This is a genomic window from Asanoa ishikariensis (genome assembly GCF_900107455.1).
GTDB classification, from domain to species: Bacteria; Actinomycetota; Actinomycetes; order Mycobacteriales; family Micromonosporaceae; genus Asanoa; species Asanoa ishikariensis.
In genome coordinates this window covers 326,645-343,716 of sequence record NZ_FNQB01000005.1, presented here as the reverse complement: position 1 = coordinate 343,716, position 17,072 = coordinate 326,645, and the positions used below count along the sequence as shown (strand labels likewise).

The following is a 17,072-nucleotide window of genomic DNA, read 5'->3' as shown; positions in this document are numbered from 1 at the left end:
GGTAGGTTAGGCGCTCCGCTCCCGTACCCGAAAGCTATCTAAGAGTTCCTTAAAACGCCTGGACGGATAACACTTTTTTCGTCTCGAACAAGAGAATCAGCGGGTCGAATACTGGGGTGTGTATCGGCGCAGGACCGGACGTTCGACGGCGCCGATCAACGCGTACAGGCCGACCGAGACGACGACCACGAGCACGGCGCCGGCCCAGAGAGTGCCGAACCGCGAGCCGCTGTACGCGACGACGAGCAGGCTACCGAGCCCCTTGCCGGTCGCCAGCCACTCGGCCAGCGTGGCGCCGCCGATCGCTGCCGGCACCGCGATCCGGGCCGAGGCGAACAGCGCCGGCAGTGCGTACTGGATGCGGACCTTGGTCACCGTGTGGAACGGTGTGCCGCCCATCGAGGTGACCACCTCGCACGCCGGCGTGGGCGCGGCCCGCAGTCCGACGGAGAGGTTGACCAGAGTCGGGAAGAAGACGACCAGGGCGACGATCACCGTCACGCCCAGCAGGCCGCGGCCGAAGACGAGTGCGATCAGTGGTGCCATGGCCACCAGCGGGACCGAGCGCAGCACGATCGCCACCGGCATCATCGTCTGCTCGACCGCGCGGACGGTCACGACGACGATCGCCATGAGTACGGCCACCACCGTGCCGACGAGGTAGCCGACCGCCGCGTCCACCAGCGTGACCTTCAGGGCCGCGAAGAGCTCGTCGCGGTGTGCGCCGGCCTCCGGGTCCGAGACGACGTACGCGAAGACGTCGGCCGGTGTCTTGGCGAAGTAGCCGTTCAGGTCGAACAGGCGCAGCAGCGCGTACCAACCGGCGATCGTGACGGCCACGGTAAGCACCAGGAAACCGGTGGTTTCCAGCGCGCGGAGCAGGCGGTTGGCCCGTGGCGCGGCGGTCTCCCCCACGCCCACGTCAAGGAGACGGCCCGCCCACGGTGTCGCCAGGCGGGCGACGAGCGCCGTGACCGCGTACAGCAGGCCGGCGACGGCCGAGATCACCAATGCGATCCCCCACGTGCGGGCGACCTCGAACGACGACTGGGCCTGCACGAGCGCGACACCGAGGCCGCGGCTCGCACCGAGGTACTCGCCGATGATGGCGCCGAGCAGTGCGGCGGGTGCGGCGATGCGCAGGCCCGCGAACAGGCTCGGCAGCGCCGCGCGGATCCGCACCAGCCATAGGGTCTGCCAGGCCGAGCCGCCGTACGCGTGCACGATGTTCACCGCCGTCGCGTCGCTCGACCGAAGGCCGACGACGGTGGCGACGAGGGTGGTGAAGAAGACCGACAGCGCCGCGAGGGCTTCCTTCGGCGCGTCGCCGGGCAGCACGACGACGAGGATCGGCGCGATGGCCACCAGCGGCACGCAGTAGCTGGCGATGGCAAGGCGCAGCAGCACCCGTTCCACAGCCGGCACGCGGACGAACAGCACCGCGAGCAGGATCGCGGCCAGGTTGCCCCACAGGTAGCCGACCATCGCCTCCCGCAGCGTGACCGCGGTGTTCGACAGGTGGGCGGAGCGGTCCTGCCAGAGCTGGACGAGCACGTCGTCGGGCGACGGGATGACGCGCAGATCGGAGAGGAAGGCCGAGAGCGCGAACCAGGCGCCGACCAGGAGGCCCAGCCCGATGACTGCGGGTGCGACGCGTTTCACTGTGGCGGTTCCTGGGTGAAGAGCAGCTCGCCGAGCCGGTCGCAGAGCGCGTGGAACTCGGGACTGCGCAGGATCTCGGGGGTACGTGGCCGCGGCAGGTCGATGTCGACGGTCGCGAGGACCCGGCCGGGGCGCTGCGCCATCACGACGACCCGGTCGGACAGGAAGACGGCCTCCGCGATCGAGTGGGTCACCAGCAGCGTCGTCGTCGCGCGCTCCATCCAGATGCGCTGGAGCTCGAGATTGAGTCGCTGCCGGGTCATCTCGTCGAGCGCGCCGAACGGCTCGTCGAGCATCAGGACCTCGGGATTGATCGCCAGCGTACGGGCGATGGCGACGCGTTGCCGCATGCCACCGGAGAGTTGGGCCGGCCGGGCCTTCTCGAATCCGTCGAGCCCGACCAGTTTGATCAGGTCGCGGATCTCGACCGGGTCGGCCTTGCGGCCGGCGATCTGGTGCGGGAGCCGGATGTTGGCCTCGACGCTGCGCCACGGCAGCAGCGCGGAGTCCTGGAAGGCGACGCCGACGCGGTGCTCGCGGCGCAGCCGGTCCGGGTCCTGACCGTGCACGAGCACCTCACCGGAGGTGGCGCTCTCCAGCCCCGCGAAGATGCGCAGCAGGGTCGACTTCCCGCAGCCGGACGGGCCGAGCAGGGCGGTGAACGACCCGTTGGTGGTCGTCAGGTCGACCTCGTTGAGCGCCAGCACGCTGGAGCGGCCCATCCGGAACGACTTCGTCACGCCTGCGGCGACGAAGCCTTGGGTGGGCGCCACCACCGTGGTCATTCCCGTTCCGCCGTGGCCTGGGCGACCAGCCAGTCGCGGTACGTGGTGTCGCGGCCCGGGAGCTCGTTGTGCACGAGCGCGCCTTCTTGCAGGAAGTGCAGCAGGTCGCGGCCCAGCTCCTGGCCCCGGCGGGTGTGCATGTCCAGGGCGTGGTCGGGGATCTGGGGAAGCCGCTCGTCGATAACGCGCGCCGCCCAGTTGGCGAGCTCGTCGGACGTGCGGTCCTTGGTGCTGCCGGCGAGCAGGCGGATGGCGTGGACGGCGAACAGGAAACGGTCGCCGCGCGGGCGCGGGACGCGCTCGTGCATGCGGTAGACCGAATCGACGATGACGGGCTCCACAAAGGACCCCGAGCCGACGTCTTCCACCGAGATGACCTGCAGCCGGTGCCAGAGGCACTCCTCCAGCTCGGCGCTGGTCACGTACATCTCGTACGCGAGCAGGATCGCCTCCTCCAGCTCGCCGCGCCGGATCGCCTTCTGGAAGGCGGAGATGACCTCGTCGGCCGGCAGGTCGTGCAGGGTGCGGACCTGGGTCCAGGGGTCGAATCCTTCGGTTGCCATGCCTTACACCGTCGGCTTTCCGGCGAAGACCTCCGCCAGGATCGTCGTGTCGAACAACTCGTCGGCGGTCGCGGTGATGCCCACCGCCGCCATCGTCTTGATGTTCGCCTCGATGCCGTCCTTCGACATCGTGAGCAGGCCGTTGGTCTTCGTCTCCGGCGTGGCGATGAGCGGGACGAAGGACTGCGCGGTCAGGAGCTGCTCGTCGGCGTTGAGCTGGAGGCTCTTGCCGTACTTCTCGACCGCGAGCTTGACGCCCCGGGCGGGGTCCGCCACGGCGTCCTGCCAGCCCTTGACGCTGGCCCGCATCAGGTTGACCAGCCGCGCCCGCGACTCCTTGTCGGCGAGCGTCTGCTCACTGACGACGAACGCGTCGGCCCACAGCCCGTACCCGAAGTCCGCGAGGAGGAAGGCTTCCGTCTCGATTCCCTGGCGCTTGAGCTGGATGGGCTGGGAGGTCAGGAAGGACGCGAACGCGTCGACCTCGCCGTTGACGAGCGGGGCCGGGTCGAACTGCACCGGCACGTAGGTGACCGACTTGGGGTCGACGCCGTTGGCCTTGAAGAACGCGTTGTAGATCTCGGTGCCGGACTGCTGCACGCCGAGGCGCTTGCCGACCAGATCCTGCGGGGTACGGATGGGGTTCTTCGCCAGGGACACCACGGCGGAGGGGTTCTTCTGCAGGGTGGCGCCCACGACCTTGAGCGGGGCGCCTTCCTTGCGCGCCCGGGCGATGGTGTCGACCGAGTCGAGGCCGACGAACGCCTTGCCGCTGGCGATCAGGGGGCCGACGGACACCGACGGGCCGCCCGGGACGACCGTGGTCTTCAGGCCTTCCTTGGTGTAGTAACCGCCGTCGTCGGCGACGTAGATGCCCATGTTCTCGACGTTGGCGAGCCAGCCGAGCTGGAAGGTGACCGGGCTTGGGCCTTTGGAGCCTGCCGCGCTGGCGTCGTCGTCGCTGGAGCAGGCGGCCAGTGCCCCGCCGGACACGGCCACGAGTGCGCCGCCACCGAGGAGCTTCGCGGTCACGGAAAGGAAATCACGGCGAGTCGTCATCAGTGTCCAATCAGGTCGTACGTCGGTGCGTGGGGGTCGGCCCGGTTGATCCGCGGACCAGGAGGTTGGTCTCGAGCACGATGCGGCGTGCCGTCACGTCGCCGCTCTCGCTCAGCCGGCGCAGCAGCAGCCGCATGGCCAGCGCGCCCTGCTCCTCCATCGGCCTGGACACGACGGTCAGCGGCGGCATCAGCAGCGCCGCGAGGTCGAGGTCGTCGAAGCCGATGATGGAGAGTTGGTCGGGCACGCGGATGCCGAGGTCGTGCAGGGCACGCAGCGCACCGACCGTCATCAGGTTGTTCGTCACGAACAGGGCTGTCGGCGGGTGTTCGAGGGCGAGGAGCCGCATAACGGCCTGGTAGCCGCCCTGTTCGCGGAAGTCGCCGACCTCCTCGTACACGTGCACGGTTTCGACTTTTTGCAGGGTTTCGAGGAAGGCCTCGCGGCGTTGCCGGCCCGGGGTCGAGTTGACGGTGCCGTTGACGATGGCGATCCGTCTGTGGCCCAGGTCCAGGAGATGCTCGGCCGCGCGCCGGCTGCCGCCGGCGTTGTCGACCAGGACCGAGTCGAACAGGTCGCTGCCGGTGCCGCCGATCTCGCGGTCGAGGAAGACGATCGGCAGGCCGGCCTGTTGCGCGCGCAGCGGAGCCTCGTCCGACTCGACCGTCGGCGCCAGGATCGCCCCGTCGACGCGGCCGACCAGGTCCGCGAGGACGGCGGCTTCCCGGTCGACGTTTTCGTCCGTGTTGGAGAGGAACAGGTGGTATTCGTCCTGCCGGGCCACCGCTTCGGCGCCCTTCACCACGGCGGCGAAGAACGGGTTGGTGACGTCAGGGACGACGACCGCGATCGACCGGGTACGACCGGAGCGCAGGCTGCGTGCCGCCGGGCTCGGGCGGTAGGCGAGGTCCTGGACGGCGGCGCGGATCGACTCCTCCGCACGGACCGACTGCCCGGCGAGGAACCGCGAGACCGTCGTCGTGGAGACGCCGGCCCGCCGCGCCACGTCACCGATCGTCGCCTCGGACATAGCAGGTCACAGCCCCCTGGAATCGAACCCTGGTATCGATTGCACTGGACCGTAGATCCGTGCGAGCATCCCGTCAAGCAGAGATCTTGGAGGCGGCCGTTGTCGTCCCTCCCCGCATGGAGCCGCACAGCATGAGCAGTCTCGGACCGGCACGCATCGTGGTCATCGGCAGCACGATGATGGACATGATCTCCTACATGCCGCGCATTCCGGACACGGGCGAAACACTGATCGGCGACCGCTTCGCCCTCGGTTTCGGCGGCAAGGGCGCCAACCAGGCCGTGATGGCCGGACGCCTGGGCGCCGACGTGTGGATGGTCGCCTGCCTCGGCACAGACGTCTTCGGCGACATGACCATCGACAACTTCCACACGGCTGGAATCGACACCACCTACGTGACGCGGACGTCCTCGGCGAGCAGCGGGGTGGCACCGATCTGGGTGGAGGCCGGCGGAGACAACCGCATCGTCTGTGTCTCGGGAGCCAACGCCCACCTGACGTCGAGCCAAGCGATCCGCGCGGTCGAGTCCATCCCGCGGGTCGACGTCGTCGTCGGGCAGTTCGAGGTGCCGCAGGACGTGACGGCGGCGGGCTTCCGCGCGGCCAAGGAACGCGGGGCGCTCACGGTGCTGAACCCCGCGCCGGCGGCCGAGATCAGCGCCGACCTGCTGTCGGTCACGGACTGGCTCATGCCGAACGAGGTCGAGTTCGAGTCGCTGGCGGGGTCCGCCCCGACCGACGCGGCCATCGCGGAGTTGGCCCGCCGCTTCGGCGTCAACGTCGTCGCCACCCTCGGCGAAGCCGGGGCGGCGGTCCTGGACGGATCCGGGTCGGTCGTCCGCATCGCCCCGCCGACGACGACCGCGGTCGACACGACCGGCGCGGGGGACGCCTTCGTCGGCGCCTTCTCCTACGGGCTGGCCGCCGGCCTTCCTCCGGCTGCCGCGGCTCGGCTGGGCTGCGCGTGCGCGACGTCCAGCGTCGCCCGCGCGGGCACCCAGTCGTCGTTCCCGCAAGCAGCCGAACTCGAAGCGGCCCTCAGTTGGGCAACGGCCTGAGGTGCAGGTGGGTCGCCGTGCCCTCCGGGATCAGCTCGCCTCGCCCGCAGGGGCTGCCGAGCTCACTTGGGCGACGGCTTGAAACGTAGGTGGGTTACCGACCCCGTGACTGGGTTGCCCTCTGGGATCAGGTCGCCTGGCTCGCCTCGGAACAGTGGCGTCCCGTTGCCCAGGAGGATGGGGACCAGGTGTAGGTGGACCTCGTCGAGCAGGTCGGCCTTGAGTAGCTGACCGGCGATGTCCGCGCCCATCACCAGGACGTGTTTGTCGCCTGCGGCCTCTTTGGCGCGTCGGGCCGCGGACTCCAGACTGTCGTCGAAGGCGAACACTCCTCCGTTGTCGCCGTGCAGGTCCTCCTGGGGCCGGTGGGTGACCACGAAGCTGGGGATGCCCGGCCATGGTGTGCCGCCCCATAGACCCAGGCCCAGGTCGAAAGTGTGTCGACCGATGAGGGTCGCACCGACGCCGTCGTTGATCGCGTCACGGGCGTTGGCGTCCGCCGGCACCGTCCCGGCCATCCACTCGTGCAGGCGCTCACCGCCCTCGCCCATCGGTTCGTCCGGACGGACGTTGGGGCCGGTGCTGAAGCCGTCCAGCGACACCGACACGTCCAGCACGATCTTGCTCATCGCTCGTCTCCTTCGCCCGGCGCCGCCCTCCAGCGCCTCCACAGCAACGTCGGAGCCGGCGCCGGGGTTTCGACAGGTTCAGCCGGCCGAGGTGGTATCGATGTGTGCTGCCAGCAGGCCGGCCGCCCGGGCACGCCAGGCGGCGGCGACGTCCGGCGCCTCCGACGCCACCCGCTCGACGACGGCGAGGGCCTCGTGGACGCTCGCATAGCCGTCCGCGGGTCGGCCGAGGTCACGAACGGCCTCGGCCCGGGTGAACAGCACGGCGGCCAGGCCCCAGCGCACGTCGGAGCCGCCGAAGCCGTCCAGCACCAGCCGGCGGTGCAGGTCGACCGCCTCGTCGACGACCCGCACGGCGGCCTCGCACTCGCTGGCGGCGACCAGATCAGCGGCGTGGTTGCGCAGCATCCGGGCCAACTCCACGGTCAGGCCGGCGTCGTTGGTCGTGTGTGGACGGATGAGGTCGACCGCGGCACCGGACGCCCGCGCGGCTTCCTGTGAGTGGCCGAGATCGCTGAGCCGGATCGACAGCTGGCTGCTGTACATGGCGACCGGGACGTCGAGCCGGCCCCGCTCGTCAGACCGGTCCAGCGCGGCGAGATGGGTGGCGAGCGCACGGGGAAACCGCCAGAAGCGCCCCGGGCCGGGATAGAGCGCCGCCGGCCAGTCGGCGTGCGGCCCCAGCCGCAACGCCTCGTCGCGAGTGTCGGCACCCCAGATCGCCGCCTGTACGCCCAACGGCGCGCACGCGGACGCGTCCGTGAAGAACAGGCCGAGTTCGAGGCCGCGCTGGAACCAGTGCCACGACTCCCACCTCAGGAGGGTGCCCCCGAGCAGCGCGTCCAGCGCGGCGAGCTGCGTCGCGGGCACCCCGCCGCGATCGACGAACACCGGCGACGTGCGCGGCGGCTCGAACGCCCATGGAACGCTGGCGGCGACCTCGGGCAGTCGTGGCGCCAGCGCGGCGACCGCGTCACGCCACACCGATTCGGCGGACGCCACGGCGGTCAGTTCCGGCGACTCCGTGAGGTAGGGATAGCCCAGAGTTTCGAACGGCGCTGCCAACGCATCCCGCAGACCCTGCCCGACGAGCAGGACTCGGGCCTGCTGCTCCCGGCTGAACAACGACCCGAGCGCGGCGACATCCGCACCACGGAGGTGCGCGTCGTCCACCACCACGAGTACGGGATCGGGCCCGGCGGCCAGCTCGGCGAGCGCCCGCTGGTCGGGCTCGGCACGCAGGAAGCCGGCCGCCCAGCCACGAGCGCGCATCGTCCTGACCAGTTCCACCGCCAGCCGGGTGGCGCCGACGCCCGGTGCCGCGTCCAGCAGCCCGGACGATCCCGAGTCCTGGCGCCTCGCACCAGCGCGCCAGCTCGTCGTCGCGTCCGTGCGAACGGATGAGCGCACGGTGGGGATCGAGCAGCTCGACCGGCGACCGCGGCGGTGCCGGCTCGTCCAGGAAGACGGTCACGCCAGCTTCTCCCGCGCGCGGAGCAGGCGCAGCAGTGTGGGCAGGTTCGGGATCTGCCAGTCACCACCGGTGATCTCGGCGTTCTCCAGCCGCTCGCCCTCCGGCACGGCGACCCGGCGCACGACGTCGATGTCCGGCACGTGCGGCAGGTCGAAGCGGCTCGGCCTCGGCGGGCGGCCCGCGCTGTCCGCGACGGCGCGGATCTCGAAGAAGATGCGGACGAACCGCTTCACCCGTTGGGTGTTCGGGTTGTAGAACAGCGTCGTCGACCAGTCATCGAGCCGCACCCACACCAGATCCGGCCATGCGACCAGACCGCCCGGCGTGACCAGCCCGTCTGCGGTCACGGACAGCGGACCGAACGCCACTGTCTCACCGGCGTCGATCGCCTGGTTGGCCGGCCCGATCTGGCTGTCGCCGACGCCGGCCAGGATCGCTTCGCTGACCTCCTGCGGCCGGCCCATCCGAAGGAGCTCAGTCGAGACACCACCACCGTGCAGCACCATGCTCCACTGTGGCCCGTCGACCAGATCGAACCCGAACCGCTCCTCCGTCGTCACCAGAGGCCCACCCGCGACCGGCACTGTCACAATCTTGCACTCGTAGTGGAGCGTGGCGACGTCGGACCAGGAAAACGGCGGCCGCGGGAAGCAGCCCGACGAGCAGCAGCCCGTCACTGGCGATCCCCAACCGGGCCGACCGCACGTCCGGCACGAACCCAACGGTCGACCCGAGATCGTCCCCCGTGACATCCACGCCCGTCAGCCTCCACGACGTGATCAGCAAGCCGCAACCCTCACCGGCGTTGCCGCGCCATCCACTGCCAGATGCGCGTCCCGTCGTCGCGCGGGTCGTTGCGGGCGACGTAGATCCAGGACCAGTGGCCGGGGAACCGGTAGCCGTCCCAGGTCACGGTGTCGTAGAGCGACATGATCGAGCCGGGGATCAGGTCGTGCGCGTGCACGGTGTTGGGCTCCGGCGGCACCGTGGTGTCGTCGCGCGAGGCGACCAGCCAGGTCGGGGTGTCGATCGCGACGAGCTCGGCGTCGGTGACCATCGTCGGCCCGCCCGGCTGCAGGGACGTGACCACGCCACAGATCGGCACGGACGCGGCGAACGCGTCGGGGTAGACAGTGGTCATCTTCAAGCTCATGTAGCCGCCGTTGCTGCATCCGACGACATAGATCCGGTCGCGGTCGACGTCGTGGCGCCGCGAGACCTCGCGGACGATCTCCTGGATGAGCGGGGCGAACCGCGGCCCGTCCTCGAGCCAGAACGACGTGCTCTGCGGCGCCACCACGTACGCGCCGGAGAAGATCCGTTGGGCCTCCGGTGTGGCGAAGCCCAGCGCGCCGCGGTTGGCCCGCAACGTGGTCTCGTTGTCGTAGTAGTTGTCCGGCAGCGACGCGCCCTCTCCCCCACCGTGCAACCACAAGACGAGCGGGCGCCGGCCGCGACAGTCAGCCGGCGAGAACAGTCGGTACTTCATGCCCGACCCGGACGTGTGGTAGCTGAATGCGTCCACCTCAGGGTTGGCCAGTCGCCCCTGGACGAACGACGAGATCACGACCGGCCGGCGACCGCGCACGCCGATGGGCGTGTTCTGGGTGATGGTGTAGACGAGGTCGAGCCGCACGTTGCGGCCCCGGCTCAGGATGTAGCCCAGGGTGCCGCCGCCGACCTGGCCCTCACCGTGGCTCAGCTCGAGCACGATGTCGCCCCGGCGGTCGACCCGGGCGGCGGTCACGGTGCGGTCGAGGTCGTACTGGCTGAAGATCTGGTCACCGGCGGCGATCGGAATCGGGCTGGTCGCCTTGGCGTGCACGCTGAAGGTGGCAACCGAAACCGAGGCCGGGTCAACGTGGCCCAGCCGGGAAGTGTCTAGGGTGACCGAGGTGACCTGCTCGCCGCCGTCGAGCACCACCGCGTTGAGCGTGAACTTCACACTGGTGGCCGTGGCCGCGTCTGCGGAAAGGGCGGGCAGGGACAGTCCGGCGGCGGCACCCGCGCCGGCGGCCAGGATCGTGCGACGGCGCAACGGCGTACCCATGTCGGCTCCTTCGGTCGGGTTCGACGAGTAACGCAATGAAGTCGGTCTATCACAGTCGGGTGATCTCGCGGAAGCCTTCATCGGCAACCATCACTGCCAGTAGCGCCGCTGCCGCCACAATCGTGCGATGGGCAGGATCATGCATGGGGTACGGATCGCGGCGGGTGTCACCGGACGTGGGGTGAGCACTGATCGGCTGCGGGCGGCGGTCGCCGGTCGCACCGTCCTGGTGACCGGCGCGTCCGAGGGGATCGGCGCGGCGACCGCCCTCCGGCTGGCCGAAGCGGGCGCCGTGGTGCTCCTGGTGGCGCGCACGGCGGCGCGGCTGGAGCAGGTCCGCGACGAGATCGTGGCCGGTGGCGGCGTGGCCTACGTGCACCCCGCTGACCTGTCCGTGCCCGCCGAGGCCGCGGCGCTGGCGCAGGAGGTGCTGACGCGGTACCGCCGGATCGATGTGGTGGTCAACAACGCCGGGCGGTCGATCCGTCGTGCGGTGGCGGACACCGCCGACCGGTTCCACGACCTCGAACGCACGATCAACCTGAACTACCTGGGTCCGGCGCAGTTGCTGCTGGTGTTGCTGGCCGGCATGCGGGCCACCGGCGGTGTGCACGTCGTGAACGTGTCGACCGCCGGACTGGCCGTCAACGCCCCGCACTGGTCGGCGTACCACGCCTCGAAGGCTGCCTTCGACACCTGGCTGCGCACCGCCGCCGCCGAGCTTCGCCACGACGGCGTCACCGTCAGCACGGTGTACTGCGATCTGGTGCGTACGCGGATGCTCGCACCGCGCTACCAGCGTGCGCCCGTGATGTCGGCGGCCGAGGCGGCGGGCATCGTGTGCCGCTCCGTCGCCCGCCCGCGGACCTGGTGGCCGTGGTGGGCACGGCTCGGCTCGATGGCGGCGGCCGCACTGCCCCGCACGGTGGAGTGGGCGCTGGCCGCGGGGCTGCGGGTGCTGGCGCTGACCGAACCGGTGCGGGTCCTGGCCGGCGTGGGTCTGCTGCGGCCGGGCCGGTTGGTGCGGTTGGCGTGGGCCGGCCACCGCCACGGGCGCACGCTCGCCACCGCGATCGCCGCCGGGCCACCGACGGCGGTAGCCGTGATCGATCAGGACGGACCGGCCACGTACGCGGACCTGCACGCGGCCGCCGACCGGTGCGCGGCGGCAGCGGCGACCCTCGGCGTGCGGCCCGGCGAGCGGATCGGTCTGGCCTGCGGCGACCATCGCGGCTTCGTCGCGGCGGCCGCCGGCCTGGCCCGCGCCGGCGCCGACGTGGTGCTGCTGCCCCCGGATCTGCCAGCCGACCGGCTGACCGACCTGGTGACCCGGGAACGCCTGGTGGCGCTGGTGACCGAGTCGGACGCGCCAGGATGCCCGGTGCCCTCCGTGCCGGTATCGGCCCTGCTGGCCGGCGACCCGGCGATGCCGGGGCGCCGCGGCAAGGGCCGCATGTCGGTGCTCACCTCCGGCACCACCGGCACCCCGCGCAGCGTGTCCCGGCCGCTGACGGCGCGCATGCTCCTCGGCCCGGTCGTCACCCACCTGCGGCTCACACCGGTGCGCCCCGGGGAACCGATCGCCGTTGCCGCACCGGTCCACCACGGGTTCGGGCTGACGTACCTCTTGGCCGGCCTGACCCTCGGCGCGCCGGTCGTGCTGATCAGCGGCCGCGACCCGCAGGGCATCCTCGACGCGGTCCAGGAGCATCGCGCCCGGCTGCTCGTCGCAGTGCCCACCCAGTTGCGGCGCATGTGCGACCTACCCGTGACCGGCCTCCCCGAACTGCGGGCGGTGATCAGCGGCGCCGCCCTTCTCCCGGCCCACCTCAGCGACCGCCTGCGCGAACTCTTCGGCGACCGCGTATTCAACATGTACGCCACGACAGAGGCGGGCTGGGCGTCGATGGCCACTCCCGCCGACCTGCGAGCCGCGCCCGGCACCGTCGGGCGGCCACCACGCGGCGTACGACTGCGGATCGTCGACCCCACCGGCGCGCCCCTGCCACCCGGCAACGTCGGCGAGGTGCGGATCAGCGGATGGCAGCCGAACGGAGCCTGGCTCGCCACCGGCGATCTCGGCCACCTCGACCCGGCGGGCCGACTCCTGCTGGACGGCCGGACCGACGACATGATCGTCTCAGGTGGACAGAACGTGTACCCCGGCCCCGTCGCCGACGTCATCGCCGGCCACCCCGATGTCGCGGACGTCGTGCTGCGGCCGATGACCGACGAGGAGTTCGGTCAGCGGCTGCTGGCCACCGTCGAGGCGCACCCGGGCCGCACGGTGACCGAGGCCGACCTCCGCGAGTGGCTGCGGCACCGCCTCACCCGCGCCGAACTGCCCCGTGACATCGTCATCGTCACGTCGATCCCCCGCTCCGCCACCGGCAAACCCACCCGAAGCGGGTGACCCAGCGCGTCGTCGCCCGGAAGACTCGTCGATTCACCTGTGCGCCCGGCCGATTGCGACTAGACCGGAGGATATGAAGCTGGCAGCCCTGCCGGACACGCTCCCCCGGGCCATCCAGGCCCGCGGCGTCCGGCACAACACTCTGCGCGACCTCGACATCGACGTGCCCCTCTGGCGGACCGTCGTCATCGCCGGGGTGTCCGGTTCGGGCAAGACGTCGCTGGCGATGGGCACCCTCTACGCCGAGGGACTGCACCGCTTTCTGGAGGGCCTGAGCACGTACAGCCGGCGCCGGCTCACTCAGGACCAACGGCCGGACGCGGACCGGATCGACCACCTGCCGCCCGCGCTCGCGTTGCGGCAACGCCCGCCCGTGCCGGGGCCGCGCAGCACGGTCGGCACGATGAGCGAGGTGCTCAACGTGCTGCGGCTGATCATGTCGAGGCTCGGCACGCACCGCTGCCCGAACGGCCACCCCGTGCCGCCGTCGGTTGCCACGCAGGCGATGGAGATCCAGTGCCCGGTCGACGGCGTGCGGTTCGAGGCACCGGGCGCCGAGTCGTTCGCGTTCAACTCGATCGGCGCCTGCCCGGGCTGCGACGGCATCGGGACCCGGTACGACGTCGACCCGGACACGCTGGTCCCGGACCAGACCAAGACGATCGCGGAAGGGGCCGTCCTGCCGTGGAACGTCGGTGGCCGCCGGCTGTCCATGTACGCCGCCGGTGAGCTCGGGGTCCGGCTCGACGTGCCGTACAACAAGCTGACCCGCAAGGAGAAGAACTTCGTGCTGCACGGCGAGCAGGTCAAGCAGCCAGTGGTCCTCTCGGGACACAACAGGCGCACGGTGCGGCTCAACGTCACCTACGACAACGCGATCACCGCCGCCCAGAAGTCGGAGAAGAGCAGGTACCTCGTCTCGCACACGTGCCCCGTCTGCCACGGCGCCCGGCTGCGACCGGAGGCGTTGCGGTCCACGCTCAACGGCCGCAACCTGGCCGAGATCAGTGCTCTCGATCTGGACCACCTGGTCGCGTTCGCGCACGACCTGCCGCCGTTGATGCCACCTGAGCTCGACCGGCTGACCACCGGGCTGATCGGCGAGTTGCTCGGCGCGATCGGTCCCCTGCTCGACCTGGGCCTGGGCTATCTGGGGCTGGACCGGGCCGGCGCCACGTTGTCGACCGGTGAGCGGCAGCGGATCGAGCTGACCTCGACGGTGCGGGCCAACACCACGGGCATGTTGTACGTCCTGGACGAGCCGTCGGTCGGCCTGCATCCGAGCAATGTGGAGGGTCTGCGTAAGACGATCGCCGCGTTGGCGGGCAACGGCAACACCGTCGTGATCGTCGAGCACGACCTCGACCTGATCCGCAGCGCCGACTGGGTCATCGAGCTCGGCCCCGGCGCGGGTCGACTGGGCGGTGCGATCGTCGCCGAGGGTACGCCCGACCAGATCCAGCGCAGCCGCAAGTCCATCGTCGGGCCGTTCCTGTCCGGCGGCCCTGCGGTCGACCGCCCGCCCCGGCCGCTGCCCCGCGAGCGCGCCACGATCGCCGTGCGGCGGCTCTTCAACCTGCGCAACGTGACCGCCGGCTTCCCCGTCAACCGGTTGACCGCCCTGGCCGGCCCGTCCGGCGCGGGCAAGACCGCGCTCGTGCTGGACAGCCTGATCCCGGCGGCCCGCGCACAGTTGGCCGGCAAGGCGCTGCCGGAGCACGTCAAGTCGTTGACGCTCGGCTCGATCCGGCAGGTGGTGGAGATCGACGCGACGCCGATCGGCCTGAACGCCCGGTCCACGCCGAGCACCTACTCGGGTGCCTTCGACGCCATCCGCGCCTACTTCGCCGCCGACTCCGGCCTGTCGGCCGGCCACTTCTCGTTCAACACCAAGGCGGGCCAGTGCCCGACCTGCCGCGGGATCGGGTCGATCGACCTGGACGTGCAGTACCTGCCCGATATCAACGTCGACTGCCCCACCTGCCACGGGGCGCGGTTCAACCCGGAGACCTTGGCCGTGCGGGTGGGCGGGCTCACGATCTCCGACGTGCTCGGGTTGACGGTGCGGGAGGCGTTGGACCGCTACGCCGACGTGCCGACGATCGCGCGCCCGCTGCGGCCCATCGTCGACGTCGGGCTGGGCTATCTGCGCCTGGGTGAGCCGACGCCGTCCCTGTCCGGCGGGGAGTCGCAGCGGCTGCGCATCGCGGCCCGCCTGCGCAGCAGCCAGCACGACGTGTTGTACGTGCTGGACGAGCCGTCGACGGGGCTGCACCCGGTGGACATCCGTACCCTCGTCGGCGTCTTCGACCGGCTCCTCGCGGACGGCGCGACGATCGTCGCGATCGACCACGACCTGGACATCCTGGCCGCGGCCGACCACGTGATCGACATGGGTCCGAGCGGCGGCCCGGACGGCGGGCGGATCATCGCCCGTGGCACGCCGGCCGAGGTCGCCGCCGACGCGCACAGCGTCACCGGCCCGTGGCTGGCCTCCCATCTAGACGGGCAGAAAGTCGCCTGACTGCCGCGACCAGAGGTCCGCGTAGAGGCTGCCCTGTGCGAGCAACGCGGCGTGGGTGCCCTGCTCGACGATCCGGCCCGCGTCGAGGACCACGATCCGGTCCAGGTGCGCGATCGTGGAGAGCCGGTGCGCGATCGCGATGACCGTGCGCCCGCTCATCACCTCGCCCAGCGTCTCGTGGATGGCGGCCTCGGCCTCGGAGTCGAGGGCCGACGTCGCTTCGTCCAGCACCAGGATCGGCGCGTCCCGGTAGAACGCCCGGGCCAGCGCGATCCGCTGCCGCTGACCGCCGGACAGGCGCACGCCGCGCTCGCCGACCTGGGCGTCGAGGCCGGTGCGGCCGCCCGCGTCCCGCAGCGCGGCGACGAAACCGTCGGCCGACGCCCGGCGCAACGCCTCCTGCACCCGCGGGTCGTCGACGGCACCCGGCCCGGCGATGTTCTCCCGGACCGAGCGGTGCAGCAGGGTCGCCTCCTGGCCGACCATCGCGATCTGGCCGCGCAGGCTCTCCTGCGTCACGTCCGTGATGTCGGTGCCGTCGATCGTGATCGTGCCGGACTCCGCGTCGTGGAACCGCAGCAGCAGACCCACCAATGTGGACTTTCCGGCACCCGACCGGCCCACGATGCCCACTCGCTCGCCGGCCGCGACGTCCAGACTCAGCCGGTCGAGGCCACCGGCACCGCGGCCGTAGTGGTGGTCGACGTCGACGAAACTGATGGCGCCCCCGCGTACCCGCAGATCCGTCGCCTCCGGTTTGTCCGCCACCGTGAGCGGAGCCGCGACGGTCCGCAGCGCCCGCCGCAGCACACCGGCGGAGCCGAACAGCGACGACACCGCGTCCAGCAGCCACTCCGCCATCGCGGTGATGCGGAAGCTGAGGGCCAGCGCGGCGGCGACCAGGCCCACGGGTGCGGCACCGGCGCGCCAGAGCACGATCCCGTAGCCGACAAGGCCGCACAGCAGCGCGCTGCCGAGCGCCATCATGCTGGCGTTGACGGTCACCTCGACCCGCTGCACGTCCAGGTGCGCGCGCCGGGCCCGGGCGAACACCTGCCGGTCGTGCGCGGTGCGGGCGTGGGGGCCACCGAGCAACGCGAGGGTGTCGACGTTGGCGTACGCGTCGACCAGCAGGCCGGTCAGCGCCGACTCCGCCTCCTGCAAGCGTTCCGACGCCCGCCGGTAACGCGGCACCGCCCAGCGCATGAGCAACGCGTACGCGACGATCCAGCCGCCCAGTGGCAGCAGCAGGCGCACGTCGATCGCGGACATCAGCCACACCGAGCCGGCGATGTACGCGAGGACGAACACGAGCGTGTGCACGACGGCGTACGCGGCGGTGCTGGCGGCGTCCCCACCGTCGCGGACCCAGGTGGCGATGCGGCCGGCGAGGTCGTCGCGGAACCAGCCGACGGATTGGCGGGACACGTGCCGGTGCGCCCGCCAGCGGGCCAGCGGTCGGGCGTTGGCGCGGAAGGAGATGTCGTCCAGCGCCTCGCCGACGAGGTTGATGACCGGCCGGACCAGCAGCACCAACACGACGACGGTGACGAGCTCGGTGCCGTGCTCGGCCCAGAGCGTCTGGGGGTTTCCGGCGGCGAGGGTGTCGACGAGCGATCCGGCGTACCAGATGAGCCACACCTCGATCGCCGCGCACAGCAGCGTGAGGGTCACGGAGGCGGCGACGACCGGCCGCAACGGCCGGAACTCCGTCAGCAGGAAACGGCGAACGGTGCTGACTGGCGGGCGGGTGGCGTCGTCGGTCGGGAAGGGATCAACAGAGTTCTCGAACAGACCTAACACGAAGGGCCTTTCCGGCGGTGGA

Annotated in this window: 13 protein-coding genes; 3 read left to right on the top strand and 10 right to left on the bottom strand. The window is 71.2% G+C overall.

Features of this window, described 5'->3' with window-relative positions:
• Positions 1-96 precede the first annotated feature (96 nt).
• From BLV39_RS38460 to BLV39_RS38440, 5 genes are read right to left on the bottom strand one after another with little or no spacing between them, the layout of a single operon-like run.
• The gene (locus BLV39_RS38460) at positions 97-1,662 is read right to left on the bottom strand and encodes an ABC transporter permease (protein WP_090803600.1); all 1,566 of its coding nucleotides are present in this window, start codon (positions 1,660-1,662) and stop codon (positions 97-99) included.
• Complete coding sequence (locus tag BLV39_RS38455; RefSeq protein WP_090803597.1) at positions 1,659-2,447, bottom strand: ABC transporter ATP-binding protein; 789 nt, start codon at positions 2,445-2,447, stop codon at positions 1,659-1,661. Before BLV39_RS38455 ends, BLV39_RS38460 begins: the two co-directional genes overlap by 4 nt.
• Positions 2,444-3,010, bottom strand: a complete 567-nt coding sequence (locus BLV39_RS38450) for an AAA family ATPase (RefSeq protein WP_090803594.1) — start codon at positions 3,008-3,010, stop codon at positions 2,444-2,446. Before BLV39_RS38450 ends, BLV39_RS38455 begins: the two co-directional genes overlap by 4 nt.
• Before the next feature lie 3 nt (positions 3,011-3,013).
• On the bottom strand, positions 3,014-4,042 hold the full coding sequence (locus BLV39_RS38445; protein WP_176985301.1) for an ABC transporter substrate-binding protein: 1,029 nt from the start codon (positions 4,040-4,042) through the stop codon (positions 3,014-3,016).
• Positions 4,043-4,079: 37 nt separating this feature from the next.
• On the bottom strand, positions 4,080-5,099 hold the full coding sequence (locus BLV39_RS38440; protein ID WP_090803588.1) for a LacI family DNA-binding transcriptional regulator: 1,020 nt from the start codon (positions 5,097-5,099) through the stop codon (positions 4,080-4,082).
• A 131-nt stretch (positions 5,100-5,230) separates the two neighbouring features.
• Between BLV39_RS38440 and BLV39_RS38435 the strand changes: the two genes are divergently transcribed.
• Positions 5,231-6,157 (top strand): ribokinase, encoded by a 927-nt coding sequence (locus BLV39_RS38435; RefSeq protein WP_176985300.1) that lies wholly within the window; start codon positions 5,231-5,233, stop codon positions 6,155-6,157.
• Positions 6,158-6,219: 62 nt separating this feature from the next.
• Here BLV39_RS38435 and BLV39_RS38430 read toward each other — a convergent pair whose 3' ends face one another.
• The 4 genes from BLV39_RS38430 to BLV39_RS38415 form a co-directional block, all read right to left on the bottom strand.
• A complete protein-coding gene (locus BLV39_RS38430; protein WP_090803584.1) occupies positions 6,220-6,786 on the bottom strand; it encodes a dihydrofolate reductase family protein in 567 nt (188 codons plus the stop codon).
• 78 nt (positions 6,787-6,864) lie between these two features.
• The gene (locus BLV39_RS38425) at positions 6,865-8,196 is read right to left on the bottom strand and encodes a hypothetical protein (RefSeq protein WP_090803582.1); all 1,332 of its coding nucleotides are present in this window, start codon (positions 8,194-8,196) and stop codon (positions 6,865-6,867) included.
• A gap of 60 nt (positions 8,197-8,256) precedes the next feature.
• Positions 8,257-8,820 carry a hypothetical protein gene (locus tag BLV39_RS38420; protein ID WP_143050067.1) on the bottom strand — a complete coding sequence of 188 codons (564 nt, stop codon included), beginning with the start codon at positions 8,818-8,820 and terminating at the stop codon, positions 8,257-8,259.
• Between the two features lie 236 nt (positions 8,821-9,056).
• Positions 9,057-10,310 carry a prolyl oligopeptidase family serine peptidase gene (locus tag BLV39_RS38415; protein WP_090803577.1) on the bottom strand — a complete coding sequence of 418 codons (1,254 nt, stop codon included), beginning with the start codon at positions 10,308-10,310 and terminating at the stop codon, positions 9,057-9,059.
• A 127-nt stretch (positions 10,311-10,437) separates the two neighbouring features.
• Between BLV39_RS38415 and BLV39_RS44920 the strand changes: the two genes are divergently transcribed.
• Positions 10,438-12,723 carry an SDR family NAD(P)-dependent oxidoreductase gene (locus BLV39_RS44920; protein WP_090803574.1) on the top strand — a complete coding sequence of 762 codons (2,286 nt, stop codon included), beginning with the start codon at positions 10,438-10,440 and terminating at the stop codon, positions 12,721-12,723.
• A gap of 73 nt (positions 12,724-12,796) precedes the next feature.
• Positions 12,797-15,247, top strand: coding sequence for an excinuclease ABC subunit UvrA (locus tag BLV39_RS38405; RefSeq protein WP_090803572.1), 2,451 nt, complete (start codon positions 12,797-12,799; stop codon positions 15,245-15,247).
• Here the strand turns inward: BLV39_RS38405 and BLV39_RS38400 are convergent.
• Positions 15,224-17,050 (bottom strand): ABC transporter ATP-binding protein, encoded by a 1,827-nt coding sequence (locus tag BLV39_RS38400; protein ID WP_090803569.1) that lies wholly within the window; start codon positions 17,048-17,050, stop codon positions 15,224-15,226. The genes BLV39_RS38405 and BLV39_RS38400 overlap by 24 nt on opposite strands.
• Positions 17,051-17,072: the final 22 nt, after the last annotated feature.

Coding starts and splice junctions, on each gene's coding strand:
- BLV39_RS44920 (WP_090803574.1), top strand. CDS start 10,438: ATGGGCAGGATCATGCATGGGGTACGGATCGCGGCGGGTGTCACCGGA.
- BLV39_RS38435 (WP_176985300.1), top strand. CDS start 5,231: ATGAGCAGTCTCGGACCGGCACGCATCGTGGTCATCGGCAGCACGATG.
- BLV39_RS38415 (WP_090803577.1), bottom strand. CDS start 10,310: ATGGGTACGCCGTTGCGCCGTCGCACGATCCTGGCCGCCGGCGCGGGT.
- BLV39_RS38455 (WP_090803597.1), bottom strand. CDS start 2,447: ATGACCACGGTGGTGGCGCCCACCCAAGGCTTCGTCGCCGCAGGCGTG.
- BLV39_RS38440 (WP_090803588.1), bottom strand. CDS start 5,099: ATGTCCGAGGCGACGATCGGTGACGTGGCGCGGCGGGCCGGCGTCTCC.
- BLV39_RS38430 (WP_090803584.1), bottom strand. CDS start 6,786: ATGAGCAAGATCGTGCTGGACGTGTCGGTGTCGCTGGACGGCTTCAGC.
- BLV39_RS38405 (WP_090803572.1), top strand. CDS start 12,797: ATGAAGCTGGCAGCCCTGCCGGACACGCTCCCCCGGGCCATCCAGGCC.
- BLV39_RS38450 (WP_090803594.1), bottom strand. CDS start 3,010: ATGGCAACCGAAGGATTCGACCCCTGGACCCAGGTCCGCACCCTGCAC.